The organism is Hydrogenophaga intermedia, assembly GCF_000723405.1.
GTDB classification, from domain to species: domain Bacteria; phylum Pseudomonadota; class Gammaproteobacteria; order Burkholderiales; family Burkholderiaceae_C; genus Hydrogenophaga; species Hydrogenophaga intermedia.
Genome location: NZ_CCAE010000009.1, coordinates 43,771 through 61,862, shown reverse-complemented (window position 1 = coordinate 61,862; position 18,092 = coordinate 43,771). Strand labels below are relative to the sequence as shown.

Sequence of the window (18,092 nt, the reverse complement as noted above, 5' to 3'; positions counted from 1 at the left end):
CCATGTCCATCGACCCCTCCACCCTCGACGCCCTCGCCACCGCGCCCGGCACCGACGACGCCTTCGCCGCCGTGATGCAGGAGATGGCCAGCGCCAGCCAGGCCGAAACCGCCGCACCGGCCGCCGCGCCCGCTGCACCCACGCTGGGCCTGGGCCGCCTCATGCGCCGCATCCCCGTCACGCTCACGCTGGAACTCGGCTCGGCCAAGGTCTCGCTGGAAGACGTGGCCCACCTGCGCCCCGACAGCGTGGTCGAACTCGACGTGCTGGCCGGCGAGCCGCTCAGCATGAAGATCAACGGCGTGGCCATCGGCAAGGCCGAGGTGGTCGTCAGCGGTGAGAACTACGGGCTCAAGGTGATCGAGGTCAGCGACCTGGACCTGGACAGCTTCACGCCATGAGCTTCGCCACCCGCCCGCGCGGCGCGGCGCGGCTGGCCGTCGCGGCCGGCGCCGGCCTCGCCCTCGCCGCCCTCGCCTGGCCCGAGGGCGCGTTCGCGCAGGCGGCCAACAGCGCGGGCGCGGCCGCGGGTGCAAACGCGGGCGGTGGCCTGCAGATCTTCAGCAGCACCACCACCGGCAACACCACCGACTACACGGTCAAGACGCAGATCCTGATCATCATGACCCTGCTGGGCCTGCTGCCCGCCATGGTCCTGATGATGACCAGCTTCACGCGCTTCATCATCGTGCTATCGCTGCTGCGCCAGGCCCTGGGCCTGCAGCAGGGCCTGCCGGCGCGCGTGCTCACCGGCATCGCGCTCATCCTCACCATGCTGGTCATGCGCCCGGTGGGCGACCGCATCTGGAACGAAGCCATGCTGCCCTACGACCAGGGCAGCATCGGTTTGCAAGAGGCGCTGAACCGCGCCGAGGTACCGCTCTCGCGCTTCATGCTCGCGCAGACCAGCCAGGCTTCGCTCAAGCAGATCGCCACGCTCTCGGGCGCGCCCGAGGTGAGCGACCCGGCGCAGCACCCCTTCACCGTCAAGCTCGCCGCCTTCGTGCTCAGCGAGCTCAAGACGGCCTTCATGATCGGCTGCATGCTCTTCATTCCCTTCCTGGTCATCGACCTGGTGGTGTCGTCGGTGCTGATGGCCATGGGCATGATGATGCTGTCGCCGCTGGTGATCTCGCTGCCGCTCAAGCTCCTGCTGTTCGTGCTGGTGGACGGCTGGACCCTCACCGTGAACACGCTGGTCACCAGCGTGCGCGCCATCTAGCGAGGCCCCGCGATGACCCCCGAGATCGCCGTCGAACTGGTGGCCGAATGCCTCAAGCTGGTGGTGCTGATCGTCACCATGCTCATCACGCCCAGCCTCATCGTGGGCGTGCTGGTCAGCCTGTTCCAGGCCGCCACGCAGATCAATGAGCAGACGCTGAGCTTCCTGCCGCGCCTGCTGGTCACGCTGGCGTCGATCATCGTCATGGGCACCTGGCTCACCAGCAAGCTCATGGACTACGCGCGCGCCATCTTCGAACGCGCGGCGCAACTGGCCCTGTGAGCCCGGCGCCATGGAACCCGTCTTCGGCCAGATGCTCGCCACCCTCATGGCGCTGTGGTGGCCCTTCGTTCGGGTGCTGGCCATCCTCAGCTTCATGCCCGTCATCGGCGAGAACATGGTGCCCGTCACCGTGCGCGTGCTGCTGGCGCTGACGCTGGCGGTGGTGCTGCTGCCCATCGCCGCGCCGCCCACGCCCATCTCGCCGTTCTCGCTGCTGGGCGTCGTCACCACCATCGAGCAGGTGGCCATCGGGCTCATCATCGGCATCGGCTTCCAGATGATCATGGCCGTGTTCGCGCTGCTGGGCTACATGGCCTCCAGCCAGATGGGCCTGGCCATGGCGCAGATGAACGATCCCATGAGCGGCGCCTCGTCCGACGTGGTGAGCGCGCTCATTTACATCCTCACCATCCTCATCTTCTTCGCCGTGGACGGCCACCTGGTGTTCAGCGGCGTCATGGGCTCGAGTTTTCGTGCCTGGCCGGTGGGCGCGGGCATTCCCGAACAGGCCCTCACCGTGCTGCCGCTGCAGGTGGGCTGGGTGTTCTCGGCCGCTCTGCTGCTGTCGCTGCCGGTGATCTTCTCGGCCCTGGTGGTGCAGATCGGCTTCGGCTTCCTCAACCGCGTGGCGCCCACCTTCAACCTGTTCTCGCTGGGCTTCTCGCTCATCATCGTCTTCGGCCTGTTCATGCTCGGCGGCATGTTGCAGCTCATCCCGCAGCAATACGTGAACCTCACCACGCGGGTGCTCGAGATGCTCGAGCGCCTGATGCGAGGCTGATCCAATGGCGCAGGACCAGACCGGCGACAAGACCGAAGCCGCCACACCGCAGAAGCTGCGCAAGGCGCGCGAGCAGGGGCAGGTGGCGCGCTCGAAAGACCTGGCCACCGCCGTGGGCCTGGTGGTGTGCCTGCAGGCCATCATCCTGCTCGCACCCGGCTACCTGGCCGACTTCCGCCGCCTCTTCACCCTGGGCTTCGTGGTGGCCGAGGGCGACGGCGCGCTGGACAACCTGTTCTCGCACGCCTTCGTGCCGGTGATGCTGCTGCTGGCCAAGATGCTGCTGCCGCTGTTCATCGTGCCGCTGTGCGTGCTGCTGGCCTCGCTGTTCCCCGGCGGCTGGCTGCTGAGCACCGAGAACCTGGTCCCCAAGCTGGAACGGCTCAACCCGATGAACTACTTCCAGCGCATCACCAAGGCCAAGCACCTGGCCGAGTTCGCCACCACCGCGCTCAAGGCCTTCACGCTGTTCGGCGTCCTGTACTACGTCATGAACGCCAGCATCAAGGGCTTCCTGCGCGTGACCGCGCTGCCGCTGGGCGAGGCGCTGCCCCAGGCCCTGTCGCTGGCGCAGGGCGCGGTGTTCGCGCTGGTGTCGGTGTTCGTGCTCTATGCGCTCATCGACGTGCCGATCCAGCGCCTGGTCTACCTGCGCGAGCAGCGCATGAGCAAGCGCGACATCAAGGAAGAGCACAAGACCACCGAAGGCCGGCCCGAGGTGAAGGCGCGCATCCGCCAGATCCAGCAGCAGATCGCGCGGCGCGGCGTGCGCAAGACCGTGCCCACCGCCGACGTGGTCATCGTCAACCCCGAGCACTACGCCGTGGCCATCAAGTACGACACGCACAAGGCCGACGCGCCCTACGTGATCGCCAAGGGCCTGGACGAGATGGCGCTGTACATCCGCCGCATCGCCGAGGAGGCCGGCGTGGAGGTGCTGCGCGTGCCACCGCTGGCGCGCGCCGTCTACAACACCAGCCAGGTGCGCCAGCAGATTCCCGCCACGCTGTACCAGGCCGTGGCCGTGGTGCTGCGCCACGTGCTCGCGCTCAAGGCCTTCCGCCAGGGCCAGCGCCGCAGCGAACCTCACCTGCCCCATGACCTCGACGTGCCCGCCCACCTGAGCGGCGCCGGACCGACATGAACCCCATGAACTCGCTGTTGAACGACCTGAAGAAGCTGCGCGTGGCCGCGCCGCTGCTGCTCATGGCCCTGCTGGGCATGATCATCCTGCCGCTGCCGCCGCTGCTGCTGGACGTGCTGTTCACCTTCAACATCGTGCTGGCGATGATCGTGCTGCTGGTGGCGGTGAACGTGCGCCGCCCGCTCGACTTCTCGCTCTTCCCCACGGTCATCCTGGGCGCCACGCTGCTGCGCCTGATGCTCAACGTGGCCTCCACGCGCGTGGTGCTGCTCAAGGGCAACGAAGGCACCGACGCCGCGGGCTCGGTGATCGAGGCCTTCGGCCATGTGGTGATCGGCGGCAACTTCGTTGTCGGCATCGTGGTGTTCGTCATCCTGATGATCATCAACTTCCTGGTGGTCACCAAGGGCGCCGAGCGCATCTCCGAAGTGTCGGCCCGCTTCACGCTGGACGCCCTGCCCGGCAAGCAGATGGCGATCGACGCCGACCTCAACGCCGGCCTCATCAACCAGGAAGGCGCGCAGGCGCGCCGCAAGGAAGTGGCCGGCGAGGCCGACTTCTACGGCGCCATGGACGGCGCCTCCAAGTTCGTCAAGGGCGATGCCATCGCGGGCATCCTGATCCTCATCCTCAACATGGTCGGCGGCGTGCTCATCGGCGCGCTCATGCACGACCTGAGCCTGGGCGAGTCCTTCAAGCTCTACGCCCTGCTCACCATCGGCGACGGCCTGGCCGCGCAGATCCCCGCGCTGCTGCTGTCGGCCGCGGCCGCCATCATCGTCACGCGCGTCAGCGACGCGGGCGACATCGAGAAGCAGATGGGCCAGCAGCTGCTGGCCTCGCCGAATGTGCTGTACGGCGTGGCCGGGCTGCTCATCGTCCTGGGCCTGGTGCCCGGCATGCCCACGCTGATGTTCCTGGCTTTTGCGGGCGTGCTGGGCTACGCGGCCTGGCGCCTGGGCCAGCGCCAGGCCGTGGCGCCGCCGGCAGCACCCGATGCGCTGCAGGCCGCACTGGTGACCGAGGCCGCACCCGACATCGACTGGAAGAGCCTGCCCGTGGTGGACCCGCTGGCCGTGGCCGTGGGCTACAAGCTCGTGGGCCTGGTGGACCCGGCCCAGGGCGCCGTGCTCACCAAGCGCCTGAAGGGCGTGCGCCAGACCCTCAGCGAATCGCTGGGCATCGTGCTGCCGCCCATTCGCACGCGCGACGAGCTGGGTTTGAAGCCCACGCACTACCAGGTGCTGCTGCACGGCAGCGTGGTCGCCTCGGCCGAGATCTTTCCCGACCGGCTCATGGCCATTCCCTCGCCGCAGGTGTATGGCGAGATCGACGGCATCCCCGGCGCCGACCCCTCCTTCCAGATGCCGGTGGTGTGGATCGAGGCCGCGCACAAGGCGCACGCCCTGGGCATGGGCTACCAGGTGGTGGACGTACCCACCGTCATCGCCACCCACGTGACCAAGCTCGTGCGCGAGAACCTGCCCGAGCTGTTCCAGCACGAGGACGTGCCCGCCCTGCTGGAGCGCTGCGCCGCGCAAGCGCCCAAGCTCGCCGCCGCGCTGGAGAAGGCCTTCAGCCCGAGCCTGCTGCTCAAGGTGCTGCGCACCCTGCTGCAGGAAGGCGTGTCCCTGAAAGACGTGGTGCCCCTGGCCACCACCCTGCTGGAGAACGCCGAGATCACCAAGGACCCGATCCTGCTGGCCGCCGAGGCGCGTCTGACCCTGCGCCGCCAGATCGTGGCCCAGGCCTGCGGCCAGGTCGGCGAGGTCAAGGCCTTCAGCCTGGGCAACCAGTTGGAGGACCTGCTGATGCGTGCGCTGAGCCAGGCCACGCAGACCGGCAAGGCCGCGTTGGACAACTTCCCCATCGAACCCAACCTGCTGACCCAACTGCAGTCGCACCTGCCCATGGCGCGCGAGCAGATGAAGCAGATGGCCGCGGCGCCCGTGCTGATGGTGCTGCCGCAGCTGCGCCCCGTGATGGCCCGCTACGCGCGCCTGTTTGCGCCCGGCTTGAACGTTCTTTCTTACAACGAGATGCCCGACAGCCGCAGCGTGGTGGTGGTGGGCTCAATTGGTTGAGTCCGCAACCGATATACACCTGTTCCAACCCGGAGTCTTACGAATGTTCAAGAACCTCAACATCGGCCCCCGCCTCACGATCGGCTTTGCCATCGTGCTGGCCCTGCTGGTCGGCACCACCGCATTGGCCTGGATGGGCCTGAGCTCCGCGCTGCGCGCCACCGAGGACATCGTCTCGGTGCAGCAACGCCTCAACATGACCCAGGAATGGGCCGCCCAGACCACGCTGAACGTGAACCGCGTCATGGCCCAGGCCATGTCGCGCAACGACCCGCGCGTGGTCGACCACTTCACGCCGCTGATGGCCCAGTCCGCCAAGGACGTGTCCGCGCTGCAGAAGGAGCTGGAGACCCGCATCGTCAGCGAACAGGGCAAGGCCCTGCTCGCCAGCATCGGCGAGAAGCGCGACGCCTACCTCGCGGTGCGCAAGCGCTTCTTCGACGCGCTTCAGATGGAAGACTACGGCGGCGCGCAAGACATCCTGAACAAGGAACTGGCCCCCGCCGCCGAGGCCTACAGTGCCGAGCAGCAGAAGATGATCACCGGCCAGCGAGGCCTGATGGAGCAGACCGCCATCGCCTCCCGCACCGCGGTCACGCGCCAGATCACCCTGCTGATGGCGCTGGCCGCCATCGCCGTTGCCATCGCCGCCTTCGTGGCCTGGGCCATCACCCGCTCCGTCACCGAGCCCCTGAAGGAGGCCCTGAGCGCCACCGACGCCGTGGCCGAAGGCGACCTGACCCGCGAGGTGCGCGTGGACCGCCAGGACGAACTGGGCCGCCTGCTCGGCGGCCTGGCCCGCATGCGCGAATCGCTGGTGAAGACCGTGGGCCAGGTGCGTTCGGCCACCGACAGCATCAACACCGCCTCCGCCGAGATCGCCACCGGCAACCAGGACCTCTCCGGCCGCACCGAGCAGACCGCCAGCAACCTGCAGGAAACGGCGGCCAGCATGGAGCAGCTCACCAGCACCGTGCGCCAGAGCGCCGACGCCGCGCGCCAGGCGAATCAACTGGCCGCTAGCGCCGCCGAAATCGCCCAGCGCGGTGGTGCGGTGGTCTCGCAGGTGGTCAGCACCATGGACGAGATCAACCAGAGCTCGCGCAAGATCAACGACATCATCGGCGTCATCGACGGCATTGCTTTCCAGACCAACATCCTGGCGCTCAACGCCGCGGTGGAAGCGGCGCGCGCGGGTGAACAGGGCCGCGGCTTCGCCGTGGTGGCCGGCGAGGTGCGCAACCTGGCGCAGCGCAGCGCCGAAGCGGCCAAGGAAATCAAGGGCCTCATCGGCGCCAGCGTCGACAAGGTCGAGGCAGGCAGCCAGCTGGTGGCCAACGCGGGCGAGACCATGACGCAGATCGTGGGTTCGGTGCAGCGCGTGACCGACATCATGGGCGAGATCTCGGCCGCCGCCGGCGAGCAGAGCGACGGCATCGGCCAGGTGAACACCGCCGTGAGCCACCTGGACCAGATGACCCAGCAGAACGCCGCGCTGGTGGAGCAAAGCACCGCGGCCGCGCAAAGCCTGCGCGAGCAGGCGACGCGCCTGGCGGAGGTGGTGCAGGTGTTCCGGCTGCGGGCTTGAGGTTCAGCGTTCGTGTGACCGCACAGCCACAAAATACCCCTATCCGGTTTGTCACCCATTCGATGAACTTCGCGTGACGTGATTGCCTGCATCGGACGCCAAGGACGCGCAAGCGACCGCCTCGGCCACAGTGGAACGTTCCCGGGGGTCCCCCCGGGGCGGTGCGGCAAACGCCTTCACCAGCCATGCACCGGGCTGGTGAAAACCCGCGAAATGGCGGTACCCACCGGGGTTTAATACGGTCGCCTGTCAACCTTGACAGGGATTGAAAAAAAAGATGTTCTCCCGCGTTTCGCGGGCTGCTTCAACGCCGGTCGACGCGGCGATTGGCCTAGCCTTCGGCCGTCTCCGCCGGCCCCATGCCCACCGGCCAGATGCGCATGAGCGCGGTGGTGAATTCCGCGCCCAGTTGCAGCAGCGCCGACGACACCGGCCCGGGCCGGTAGCCCATGCCGCCCGCCGGCAAGGCGGTGAGCGGCGAGCCCAGTTGCACCACCGCCGGCACCGCGCCCGCGCGGGCCATGGCGGCCACGATGTCGGGCAGCACCACGCGCAGCAACTCCAGGTGCTCGCGCTGGCGCGGCAGCACGGCCATGGCCAAGCGCGATGGGCGCCAGCACAGTTGCAGGAGCACCTGCCCGCCGCCGGGCAGGCTCAGTTCCAGCTCCAGGCCGGCCTCGGTCTGCGGCGGCGCGGGGCTGGCGGGTTGTTCGCGCGCCCACTGGCGGCGCGCGGCCACACGCAGGGCCACGGCCAGGCTGCCCAGTGAATAGAGGTGAAACACCCAGTGCGGTAGCGCCTCGGGCGCGGCGCGCACGGTGGCGGCCTCGCCGCCCGATGGCGCCAGGGGCAAACGCGCCGGGCCTTCCATCAGGGCCAGGCTGCGCAGGCCCAGCTCCATGTGCCGCGACGAGAGGATGGCGCGCCACGCGGCCGCGAGTTCGGCCGCCGGGGGCAGGCGCCACTGGTGCAGGCGCTGCGCGGCCTGGTCGGGGCGCATGGCGGCCACGTCCTCGGGTTGCGCGGCGGTGTCCGCGCGTGCGGGCGTGGGCGGGCGCAGCACCCATTCCAGTTCGAGCGCGGGTTCGGTGGCGCGCACCTGCATCCACAGCATGTCGCCCACGCGCAGGTTGCGCGACCAGCCGGCACCATCGGCCAGGCGCCAGCGGCGGCCCTGCTCTTCGCTGAGCAGCACGCCGTCGCCGTCGTGGCCGTCGAAGCGCATGCGCAGGCGCTGGCCCACCTCGGGCTGCGCGGGGCGCACGGGCGCATCCGGCATGCGGGCACCGAGGGCGCTGAGGGCGGAGGCGGCGGGGACGCGCTCGAGTTGCATGGGTCAGGCCGGAAAGAAGGAGCGGTGTGCCGCCGCTCCGCGAATTCGATGAAAAAAAGGCCAGCCGGGTCGCGGCTGGCCTTGCTGCTGTCGGGCCGCGAGGGCGGCCCGGTGTGCGATTACTGCACCAGCGCCATGACCAGCTGCGACATGCTGCTGCTGGAGCGCAGCATCGAGGTGCTGGCCTGCATGAGCATCTGGTTCTTGGTCATGTTGGCGGTTTCGCTGGCGTAGTCCACGTCCATGATGCGGCCCTTGGACTGCTCGGTCTGCATGCGCATGTTGCCGAGGTTGTTGTAGACGCTTTCCAGGCGGTTGCTGGCGGCACCCATCTGGGCGCGCACGGCGCCGATGGTGTCGAGCGAGTCGCCGATGGTGTCGATGATGGTGTTGGCGGCGGCCGAGGTGGCGATCTCGGTGCCCGGGGCGGCCGGGTCGGCGCCGGCGGCGTAGGAGGCGGCCAGGCCGTCCAGGGCCGTGGTCAGGTCGCCCAGGGCGGTGGAGATGTCCACTTCCATCGTCTCGTCGGTGGACGCGCCGATCTGGAAGGTCACGGCGGCGGAGAGCTTGCCGTTCGTGCCGTCGGTGGTGGTGCCGTCGGAGAACGAACGCTCACCGGCGAAGGCCGTGTTCTTGATGATGTTGCCGAGTTCTTCGCCGAGCTGGTCGTATTCGGCTTGCAGGGCGTCGCGGTCTTCCTGGGTGGAGCTGCCGTTGGCGGCTTCGGTGGCCAGGTCTTTCATGCGCGTCAGGATGTTGGTCATCTCTTTCAGGCCGCCTTCGGCGGTCTGCATCATCGAGATGCCGTTCTGGGTGTTGCGCATGGCCACCGTGATGCCGCGCGATTGCGCGTTCATGCGGGTGGCGATCTGCAGGCCGGCCGCGTCGTCCATGGCGGAGTTGATGCGGAAGCCGGTACCCAGACGGGTCAGCGAACTGCTCAGGGCTTTCTGGACGCCACCGAGGGCGTTCTGGGTGCTCAGCGAAGCGGCGTTGGTGTGCAGACTCAGCATGGTGGATCTCTCCTGTGGGCTGTTGGTCGGGTCCGTCGGGTATCGACGTCCTCCCCCTTACTGGGCGACCGGTTCGCGAAGAACCTTAAGCGCGAAACCCGAAAAGTTTTCGGGCGGCGCGCGATCAGCCCAGCAGCGAACGCACGCGCTCGCGGCTGATGCCGGCCACCGTGGGCGCCACGGCTTCGTAGCGCGCGAAGCCGGCCTCGCGCAGGCGCAGCGCAAAGCCTTCGGCCAGGTGCTGTGCGCGTTCGGGCGTGGTCTTCACCGTGCCCTGGGCGTGGCCGGCGTGTTGCAGGCCCTGGTGCTGTTCGATGAGCACGGCCTGTGCGCGCTGCTGCGCGCCCGTCACGGCGGCGATGCCCACCGTGACACGGCCCAGGGCCTCGCGCAGCGAGGCGGGCTCGCTGCCCGGCGCGTCGAACACGGCGTCACCCAGGGCCGATGGCAACGCGGGCGTGCGCACGGCTTGCGCCTGGCCGTCGGGGAAGCGGCGGCCTTCGCCCTTGATGAGCACGCGGTCGTGAAAGCGCGGCCACTCGGCCTCGGGCACGCTGAACACGGGCTCGCCCGCGTCGTCGGCGCGCACGCGCAGGCCCACGGGCGCGAGCGCCTGGTCGAGCCGGCGCAGGTTGGCCGCGGCGCCGAGTTCGGGGTCGAGGGTGGCGGTGAGCGGCGCGGGCGCGTTGCCGGTGACAACGGTGAGCACCTCGCGCGAGCCGCTGGTGAGCGCGTGGCGCGACAGGCCGCGGATGTGGAAGTCCTGCCGCGCCTGGCCGGGTTCGCCGATGCGCAGTTGCGCGTCCAGCGCGCCGGCGGTGGCGCGCGCGCGCTGCGACCAGGTGGCCTTGAGGCCGGCGCGCAGCGCGTCGGCGGCGGGCGCGCTGACAGTGGCCTGTTCGGGGTCGGCGCCGAGCTGGGCGGTGTACTGCTGGCGCAGCGCCTGCAGGCCCTGTTGCAGCCGGTCGAGGAAGACGCCCGCGAGTTGCGCACCGGCCACGCCGCTCTGGCGCGAGAGGTCGAAGTCCTTCAGGCCGCGCGTGAGCGCGGGGCGTGCGGGTGCGGCGCGCGCCGTGGCGGCGTCGGCAACGCCAGCGGCCGCGCGGGGCGCGGCCGGGGCGGCGCCCGGGTTCACGCCGCGGGCTTCGGCATCGACACGGTGGGGCGGTGAGCCCGGCAGGGAAGGAACGATCTGCATGCGGGCGTTCGGGGGGTGCTCTTGCCCTGGCTCAGATCACGTCGAACAACGAGAACGCGGTGATCTTGGCGTAGGCCTTCTGCGTGGCCTGCAGCGAGGTGTTGTAGGCCTGCAGCTTGACCGTGGCGTCGCCGTAGTCGAGCTGGCCGAGCGTGAGCGCGGCCTGGCGGTTGGAGAGGCTGATGTTGGCGTGCGCGCCGTCCAGGTTGTCCAGCAGGGCCTGCTGGCCACCCAGGCGCGCGATGCGCTCGCCCACGCGGTTGAAGCTGTCGTTCACCAGGTCGGTGGTGGCCACCAGGCGCGCGCGAACGGCCGGGTCGCTCATGTTCACGCCCGGGGTGTTCATGTCGACGACGGTGAGGTCGAGCTGGTTGAGCAGCGCGGCCACGTCGTCGAGCGAGGTGTTGGCCGGCTGGGTCACGCCCTCGCCCACCACCACCTGCTGCTGCAGCGTGTTGCCGGTGAAGGTGTAGCGCGCGCCGGGCGCGGCGGCGGGGTCGAAGGTGATGGTGGGCGAGAGGCTGGCCGTGCCGGAGAACAGGTAGCGGCCTTCCTGGTCGCGCGTGTTGGCGAAGGCCAGCACGCTGTCGCGCAAGGATTCGAGCGAGCCCGCCACGGCGTTCAGGTCGGCGCTGCTGTTGGAGCCGTCGGCCGCGAACAGCAGCAGGTCCTGCAGCTGCAGCATGTCGTTGCTGATGCTGTCGAGGATGGACTCGCTCTGGCGCAGGCGCGACATGAGGCCACCCACGTTGTCGCGGTACTGCGTGAGCGCGGCCTCCTCGCGGTCCAGGCGCGCCAGGCGCACGCTGGAGATCGGGTCGTCGGACGGCAGCAGCACGCGCTGGCCGTAGGCCATCTGCGTGAGCACCTTCTCCACGCGCGCAGTGGCGGCCTGCAGCGAGGTGCTCATGGTGATGTGGAACTGGTTGCTGGCGATGCGCATGGCGTGGGCTCCGGTGGATCGATCAGCGCAGCGACCCGATGACCGCGTCGAACAGTTCGCCCGCGACCTGGATCACCTTCATGTTGGCGGTGTACATCTGCTGGTACTGCACCAGGTTGATGGCCTCTTCGTCGGTGTTGACGCTGCTGGTGGAGGCCCAGCTCTGCTGCGCCTGGTCGCGCACCGTGGTGGCGGTGGTGAACGAGGCCTGCGACTGCTGGCTGCGGATGCCGATGCCGCCGAGCAATTGCGTGTACACGTCGCCCATGCGCACCGTGCCCAGGCCGGCGATGGGCACCGACTGGTTCTGCAGGCCGATGATCGCGAGCAGGTTATCGCTGTTGCCGGCCTGCAGCGGGTCGCTGGAGAAGGCCAGTTCATCCCCGGTAGCGCCCGGGCGCACCGAGAGCAGGCCGTCGGCGCCGTTGAAGACGAACAGGTCCACGCCGGGGCTGCCGTCGGGCGCGAAGCCCAGCGCGAGCTGGCCGTTCACGCGCGTGGCGAGTTCTTCGGCGAGCGAGGCGACGGAGCCAATGGTGGGCATCAGCACACCGTCCTCGAACTCGTAGAGTCCGCCAAGCTGGCCGCTCAGGCCGTCGGTGCGAACCTTGAAGGACTCCTTGGCGAACTGAACCTCCACGGTCTGCGAGCCGTCGAGCTGGTTCACCATCTCCATGCGGCCCGCCACGGCGCCCACCACCAGCGGCACGCCCGAGGTGAGCGACACGCTGCGCGAGCCATCGGGCTGATCCACCACGGACAGGCCCGCCAGTTTGGCGAGTTCGTCGATGCGCAGGTCGCGCTCGTCGATAAGCCCCGAAGGGTTGATGTTGAGCGACTCGGCCGCAGTGATCTCGCCGTTGAGTTTGGCGATCTGCTCGGACAGGCTGTTGATCTGCGTGACCATGGCACCGCGCTGTTGGCCAATGGACAGCCGCTGGTTCACCAGCACCTGATTGAGGCCGTTGAAGCGCTGCGCGAGCGCCTCGGCCTCGGTGATGATCTGCTGGCGCAGCGGCGCGGAGTTCGGGTCCACGCTGGCCGCGTTGAGCGCGCCGAAGAAGGCGTCGAGGCCCTTGTTGAGGCTGGAGCCCTCGCCCGACATGACCTGCTCGATCTGCTTGAGGTAGGGCTGCGCGGTCTCGAAGCGGCCCAGCTCGGACGCGGCGGCCCAGAGCTGCAGGCTCTTGTAGCCATCGCTGAAGCGGATGAGCGAGGGCACCTGCACGCCGTTGCCGCTGCCGGCGGCGCCGGCGGCCGTGGGGCCCACCGCGCCGAACAGCGGGCCCTGGCGCGTGAAGCCCGGCGTCATCGCGTTGGCGATGTTGTGGCTGGTGGTGTTGAGCGCGGCTTGCGCGGCCATCGCGCCGCTCAGGGCGATCTGCTGGATCTTCATGGTGTCGGGGCCTGTTCAAGCGGGTCGGCGGGCGAAGCGCCCGCGCCTTCACCTGTCAGGGCGACCGGATCGGGCCCGGACTTAAGCGCGGTGGCCACCAGCGGTGCGGCGGTCGGCATGAGCTGGCGCAGGATCACGTCGGCGATGCCGAAGGCGCGCTGGCGGGCCATGGTGTCGGCGACCTGCGTGTCGGCGATGTCGAGCATGTCCTGGTGGATGCGGTCCTTGAACGGGCTGTCCTCGCCCGCCAGCGCCTGCGTGCCCTGGCGCATCTGCCTGAGCATCTGGCCGACGAAGAAGGCCTCGAATTTGATCGCGGCCTGCTCGACGCGCGCGCGCTGCACGGCCTCGTCTGGCGCGGCGCTGGCGCCCAGTCGGGTGTTGGTGACGGGCAGGTCCATGGCTCAGATCACGATCAATTCGCCATCGATGGCGCCGGCCTGGTCCAGCGCCTGCAGGATCGCCATCAGGTCGTCCGGCGACGCGCCGGTGCTGTTGATGGTGTCGACGATGTCCTGCAGCTTGCTGCCCGCGGCCCAGTTGAACATGCGACCTCGGTCCTGCTCGGCCACCACGCTGGACTGCGGCAGCACCACCGTCTCGCCACGGCCGAAGGGCGCGGGCTGGCTGGCCACGGGCTGCTCGCCGATGATGACCTTGAGGTTGCCGTGCGCCACGGCAGCCGGGCGCACGCGCACGCCGTCGGCGATGACGACCGTGCCTGTGCGCGAGTTGAAGACCACGCGCGGCAGCTCCTGCCCCACCTGCACGCCCAGCCGCTGCAGCTCGGCCACGAAGGCCACGCGCTGGGTGGGGTTGGCGGGGGCCACCACGTCCACGCTGGTGGCGTCGCGCGTGGTGGCGATCTCGCCGTAGCGGCCGTTGATGGTGCGCACGATGTTGGTGGCCGTCTGGAAGTGCGGGCGGCGCAGGCTGAGCGTGACGGTCTCGCGCGTGTCGAAGTCGGTGGGGATCTCGCGCTCCACCGTGGCGCCGCTGGGCACGCGGCCGGCGGTGGGCGTGTTCACGGTGACGCTGGAGCCGCTCTGGCCCTGGGCCGAGAAGCCGCCCACCACCACGTTGCCCTGTGCGAGCGCGTAGACCTCGCCATCGGCGGCCAGCAGCGGCGTGAGCAGCAGCACCCCGCCGCGCAGGCTCTTGGCGTCGCCCATGGAGGACACGGTGACGTCGATGGTCTGGCCCCGGCGGTAGCCAGGCGGGAAGGTGGCGCTCACCATCACGGTGGCCACGTTCTTCAGGCGCGGGTCGCCGCGCTCGGGCAGTGTCACGCCGAACTGGCGCAGCATGTTGGACACCGACTGGCCCTGGAACTTGATCTGGCTGCTGTCGCCCGAACCCTGCAGGCCCACCACCAGGCCATAGCCGATGAGCTGGTTCTCGCGCATGCCTTCGATCTGCACGAGGTTGCCCAGCGGCGTGGTGCGCACGGGCGGGGCAGCCGCCCCGGCCTTTTGCGCAAAGACCGGGGCCGCGATCAGGCAAAGGGCCATCAGCAAGCCACCGAGGCAGGGGCGGAGGGGGCGGGTGTTCATGCTCGTGGCCCGATCAGAAAGGCATCCAGGGGCTGTTGAAGAAGCGCGTGAGCCAGCCCGGGGTGTTGGCGTCGGCCAGCGTGCCGCTGCCCGAGTACGCGATGCGCGCGTTGGCGATGCGCTGCGAGGACACACGGTTGGCGGCGTCCACGTCCTGCCCGCGCACGTAGCCGCTCAGGCGGATGAATTCTTCGCCCTGGTTGAGCCACAGGCTCTTCTCGCCGGCGATGCGCAGCAGGCCGTTGGGCAGCACCTCCACCACCACGGCGGTGATGGCGCCGCTGAGCGCGTTCTGCTGCGTGCTGCTGGCGTTGCCGTCGAAGGCGCGGTCGGCGCTCAGGCCGATGGGGGGCGTGATGTCGTCGCCGTCGATGGTCAGCGGGCTGATGCCCAGGCTGCTGCCCTTGTCGATCTGCGTGCCGGTGCGCTTGCTGGCCTGCGTGGTCTCCGACAGGATGACGGTGATCACGTCACCCACGCGGCGCGCGCGCGTGTCGGCCACCAGGGTCCAGGGCGAGGCGGGCGTGAACACGCCGCCCGATCGGGCCCGCGCGGTCGGCACCTGCACCACGGGCGCGGGGTCGTCGGCCAGGGCCGGCGCGCGCGGTGGCACCACGGCCGCGCAGCCCGCCAGCCAGGCGGCGGCCAGCAGCACGAGGGGAGCGAGTGCCGCGCGCATCAGCGCACCGCCTGCGCCAGGTTCTGCAGCATGCCGTCGGCCGCGCTCAGCACCTTGGTGCTCATCTCGTAGGTGCGCTGCGCGGTGATCATGTCCACCATTTCTTCCACCACCTGCACGTTGGAGCCTTCCAGCGCGCCCTGCTTGATGGCGCCCAGCGCCTCTTCGCCGGCGATGCCTTCGGTGGGCACGCCGCTGGCGGTGGTCTCCTGGTAGAGGTTGTCGCCCAGGGCCAGCAGGCCGGCGGGGTTGATGAAGCCGGCGAGCGTGATCTGGCCCACCTCTTGCGGGGCGGTGTCGCCGGCCACGCCCACGCTGACGGTGCCGTTCTCGCCGATGGTGATGGACTTGGCGTTGGCCGGCAGCGTGATGTCGGGCACCAGCGGGTAGCCCTGCGCCGTCATGAGGCGGCCCTCGGGGCTGCGCTGCAGCTGGCCCGCGCGGGTGTAGGCGGTCTCGCCGCTGGGCAGTTCCACCTGCAGGAAGCCTTGACCCTGAATGGCGATGTCCAGCGGCTGGCCCGTGGTCTGCAGGCTGCCGGTGGTGAACACCTTCTGCGTGCCGGCCACGCGCACGCCGTTGCCGAGCTGCACGCCCACGGGCGTGTTCATGCCCTCGGCCTGCGCGGCGCCGGGCTGGCGCTCCACTTGATAGAACAGGTCTTCGAAGACGACGCGGTCGCGCTTGAAGCCGGTGGTGTTGACGTTGGCCAGGTTGTTGGCGATGGCCTGGAGCTTGGCGTCCTGCGCCTGCACGCCGGTCTTGGCGGTCCACATGGCTGCGTTCATGGTCGGTTCCTCGTGTGCGTGATGGGGGAAAAGTCAGAACGGCTCAGCCGCGCACCAGGCGGTCGCCCGCCTGGGCCATGCGCTCGGCGGCGCCGTAGAGCTTCATCTGGATCTCGAAGTCGCGGCTGGTGGCCATGGTCGCCACCATCTCCTCGACGGCGGAGACGTTGCTGCCTTCCAGGTAGCCGGCCTTGAGCTGCACGGTCTCGTCCATGGGCAGTTGCGCCACCCGCGGGTCGCGCGGCACCAGCAGGCCGGCCTCGTTCTTCACCAGCGCGCCCGCTTCGGGCTTCACCAGTTTCAGGCGGTCCACCGGCTGCATCTCGGCCTGGCCAGGCGCCTGCACGGACACCGTGCCGTCGGCGCCGATCTGCACCGCCGTGTATGGCGGCAGCACGATGGGACCGCCCTCGCCGAGCAGGGCGCGGCCGTTCACCGTGAGCGTGCCCTCGGCGTCGATGGCGATGCTGCCGGCGCGCGTGTAGGCCTCACCACCCGCGTTCTGAACCGTGAAGTAGCCGTCACCGGTGACGGCCACGTCCAGGTCGCGGCCGGTCTGGCGGATGGCGCCGGCGCGTTCGCTGATGCCGTTGGCGCTGAGCTCGCTCATGTGGCGCGCGTCGTAGCCGTAGCCCGGCGTGCGCATCGCGGTGGCGAAGCTCTTGTCCGCGCGAAAGCCCGGCGTGTCGGCGTTGGCCAGGTTGTTGGCGCGCACCTGCTGCTCGCGCAGCGAGCGCTCGGCGCCGCTCATGACGGTGTAGATCAATGCATCCATTCAAGTCCTCCTGATGCGCAAGGGTCGGCCCCAGGGACACCGCGGAACCGGCTTTGCCGGGCCGCAGGTGTCGCCCCCTCGAGGGGGTCGCGCGAAGCGCGGCGGGGGTGTTTCACTAGATGGCTTGCATCAAGGACTGCATGATCTGGTTCTGCGTCTGGAACACCTTGGTGTTGGCCTGGTAGTTGCGCTGCGAGGTCATCAGGCTCACCAGCTCGGAGGTCATCTCCACGTTGGACTGTTCCAGCGCGCCGGCCACCAGCGAGCCCGCCTGGCCCACGCCCGGCGCGTCGTACAGCGGTTCGCCGCTGGCGTTGGTGATGGTCCAGCTCGTGTCGCTCACGTTGGCCAGCGCGTCTTCGTTGGGGAAGTTGGCCAGGGCCACGGTGCCGATGCGCTGGCGTTCGCCGTTGCTGTACTGCGCGAGCACCGCGCCGTCCTCGTCGATGCTCACCGACAGGAAGGCGCCCGAGGAGTTGCCGTCGGCGTCGTTCACCGTGGTGGTGGTCTGGCCCGCGTACTGCGTCGTGCCGGTGTAGTTCACGTTCAGGGTGATCGGGTCCACCGTGGCGGGCAGGGGCAGTGCCTTGGCCACGGGGCCGGCGGGCAGCGTCAGGCGGCCGTCGGTGCCGAACTGCAGCACGGTCTCGGTGCCGGCGGCCATGGGCGCGCCGTCGAAGCCGTAGTGCACCGTCACCTCGTTCGGGCCGCTGCGCACGAAGTACTGCGTGAGCGTGTGCTGCGAGCCCAGCGAGTCGTACACCACCGAGACGTTCGAGCCGTTGTAGCTCAGCGGCTCGGCCGGGTCGAAGGGCACCACGGTGGGCGTGGTCCAGTCGCCGGAGAGGTTGGCCACGTAGTCCAGGCGCGAGCTGGCCACGGCCGGCAGTTGCTCCTTGCTCACCTGGATGTCGCCCATGGGGCCCATCACGTCGGTGCCGGGCACCACGCCGTAGCCCTGCAGGCGGCGGCCGAAGCTGTCGGTGACGTAGCCCTCGCGGTCGGCCTGGAAGATGCCCACGCGCGTGAACAGGGTCTGGCCCGAAGGCTCCTTCACCGCGAAGAAGCCCTTGCCCTTGATGGCCACGTCCATGCCGCGGCCGGTGTTGAGCGTGCCACCGCCGATGCCGATCGACTGGGTGCGCGAGGACGCCTCCACGCCCATGGGCGAGGTGTCGGCGTACATGGACGCGAAGTTGGTGCGGCTGGACTTGAAGCCGTAGGTGCCCGCGTTGGCGATGTTGTTCGAAATGGTCTCGAGTTCGGCGTTGATGGCCTTCACCCCGGAAAGTGCGATTTCCATGCTCATGCTG

Annotated in this window: 18 protein-coding genes; 7 read left to right on the top strand and 11 right to left on the bottom strand. The window is 69.4% G+C overall.

Going from position 1 to position 18,092, the window contains the following annotated elements; genetic code table 11:
• Positions 1-2 precede the first annotated feature (2 nt).
• Genes BN948_RS08035 through BN948_RS27465 form a run of 7 tightly spaced genes read left to right on the top strand, consistent with a single transcriptional unit; the run spans position 3 to position 7,101 of the window.
• Entirely contained in the window at positions 3-401 is a 399-nt protein-coding gene (locus BN948_RS08035) for a FliM/FliN family flagellar motor switch protein (RefSeq protein ID WP_009518080.1), read from the top strand.
• Positions 398-1,222: a flagellar type III secretion system pore protein FliP gene (fliP, locus tag BN948_RS08030; protein ID WP_009518081.1), complete on the top strand. Its 825-nt coding sequence runs from the start codon at positions 398-400 to the stop codon at positions 1,220-1,222. Before BN948_RS08035 ends, fliP begins: the two co-directional genes overlap by 4 nt.
• A gap of 12 nt (positions 1,223-1,234) precedes the next feature.
• Positions 1,235-1,504 (top strand): flagellar biosynthesis protein FliQ, encoded by a 270-nt coding sequence (gene fliQ / locus BN948_RS08025; RefSeq protein WP_009518082.1) that lies wholly within the window; start codon positions 1,235-1,237, stop codon positions 1,502-1,504.
• A 10-nt stretch (positions 1,505-1,514) separates the two neighbouring features.
• Positions 1,515-2,285: a flagellar biosynthetic protein FliR gene (fliR, locus tag BN948_RS08020; RefSeq protein WP_009518083.1), complete on the top strand. Its 771-nt coding sequence runs from the start codon at positions 1,515-1,517 to the stop codon at positions 2,283-2,285.
• A 4-nt stretch (positions 2,286-2,289) separates the two neighbouring features.
• Complete coding sequence (gene flhB, locus BN948_RS08015; RefSeq protein ID WP_009518084.1) at positions 2,290-3,429, top strand: flagellar type III secretion system protein FlhB; 1,140 nt, start codon at positions 2,290-2,292, stop codon at positions 3,427-3,429.
• Entirely contained in the window at positions 3,426-5,513 is a 2,088-nt protein-coding gene (locus BN948_RS08010; protein WP_009518085.1) for a flagellar biosynthesis protein FlhA, read from the top strand. Before flhB ends, BN948_RS08010 begins: the two co-directional genes overlap by 4 nt.
• Positions 5,514-5,556: 43 nt before the next feature.
• Complete coding sequence (locus tag BN948_RS27465; protein ID WP_035621087.1) at positions 5,557-7,101, top strand: methyl-accepting chemotaxis protein; 1,545 nt, start codon at positions 5,557-5,559, stop codon at positions 7,099-7,101.
• A 331-nt stretch (positions 7,102-7,432) separates the two neighbouring features.
• On the opposite strand, the gene BN948_RS08000 is transcribed toward BN948_RS27465, so the two are convergent.
• The 11 genes from BN948_RS08000 to BN948_RS07950 form a co-directional block, all read right to left on the bottom strand.
• Positions 7,433-8,434 carry a hypothetical protein gene (locus BN948_RS08000; RefSeq protein ID WP_009518087.1) on the bottom strand — a complete coding sequence of 334 codons (1,002 nt, stop codon included), beginning with the start codon at positions 8,432-8,434 and terminating at the stop codon, positions 7,433-7,435.
• 119 nt (positions 8,435-8,553) lie between these two features.
• Positions 8,554-9,447: a flagellin N-terminal helical domain-containing protein gene (locus BN948_RS07995; RefSeq protein WP_009518088.1), complete on the bottom strand. Its 894-nt coding sequence runs from the start codon at positions 9,445-9,447 to the stop codon at positions 8,554-8,556.
• A gap of 124 nt (positions 9,448-9,571) precedes the next feature.
• A complete protein-coding gene (locus tag BN948_RS07990) occupies positions 9,572-10,645 on the bottom strand; it encodes a hypothetical protein (protein WP_009518089.1) in 1,074 nt (357 codons plus the stop codon).
• A gap of 31 nt (positions 10,646-10,676) precedes the next feature.
• Positions 10,677-11,588, bottom strand: a complete 912-nt coding sequence (gene flgL, locus BN948_RS07985) for a flagellar hook-associated protein FlgL (RefSeq protein ID WP_009518090.1) — start codon at positions 11,586-11,588, stop codon at positions 10,677-10,679.
• 22 nt (positions 11,589-11,610) lie between these two features.
• Positions 11,611-12,984 carry a flagellar hook-associated protein FlgK gene (gene flgK / locus BN948_RS07980; protein ID WP_009518091.1) on the bottom strand — a complete coding sequence of 458 codons (1,374 nt, stop codon included), beginning with the start codon at positions 12,982-12,984 and terminating at the stop codon, positions 11,611-11,613.
• On the bottom strand, positions 12,981-13,385 hold the full coding sequence (locus BN948_RS07975; protein WP_009518092.1) for a rod-binding protein: 405 nt from the start codon (positions 13,383-13,385) through the stop codon (positions 12,981-12,983). The genes flgK and BN948_RS07975 overlap by 4 nt, the downstream gene beginning before the upstream one ends.
• Before the next feature lie 3 nt (positions 13,386-13,388).
• Entirely contained in the window at positions 13,389-14,537 is a 1,149-nt protein-coding gene (locus BN948_RS07970) for a flagellar basal body P-ring protein FlgI (protein WP_009518093.1), read from the bottom strand.
• Positions 14,538-14,550: 13 nt separating this feature from the next.
• On the bottom strand, positions 14,551-15,216 hold the full coding sequence (gene flgH, locus BN948_RS07965) for a flagellar basal body L-ring protein FlgH (protein WP_009518094.1): 666 nt from the start codon (positions 15,214-15,216) through the stop codon (positions 14,551-14,553).
• On the bottom strand, positions 15,216-16,004 hold the full coding sequence (gene flgG, locus BN948_RS07960) for a flagellar basal-body rod protein FlgG (RefSeq protein WP_009518095.1): 789 nt from the start codon (positions 16,002-16,004) through the stop codon (positions 15,216-15,218). Before flgG ends, flgH begins: the two co-directional genes overlap by 1 nt.
• 43 nt (positions 16,005-16,047) lie before the next feature.
• Entirely contained in the window at positions 16,048-16,779 is a 732-nt protein-coding gene (gene flgF, locus BN948_RS07955; protein WP_009518097.1) for a flagellar basal-body rod protein FlgF, read from the bottom strand.
• A 115-nt stretch (positions 16,780-16,894) separates the two neighbouring features.
• Positions 16,895-18,088: a flagellar hook protein FlgE gene (locus tag BN948_RS07950; RefSeq protein WP_009518099.1), complete on the bottom strand. Its 1,194-nt coding sequence runs from the start codon at positions 18,086-18,088 to the stop codon at positions 16,895-16,897.
• Positions 18,089-18,092 lie beyond the last annotated feature (4 nt).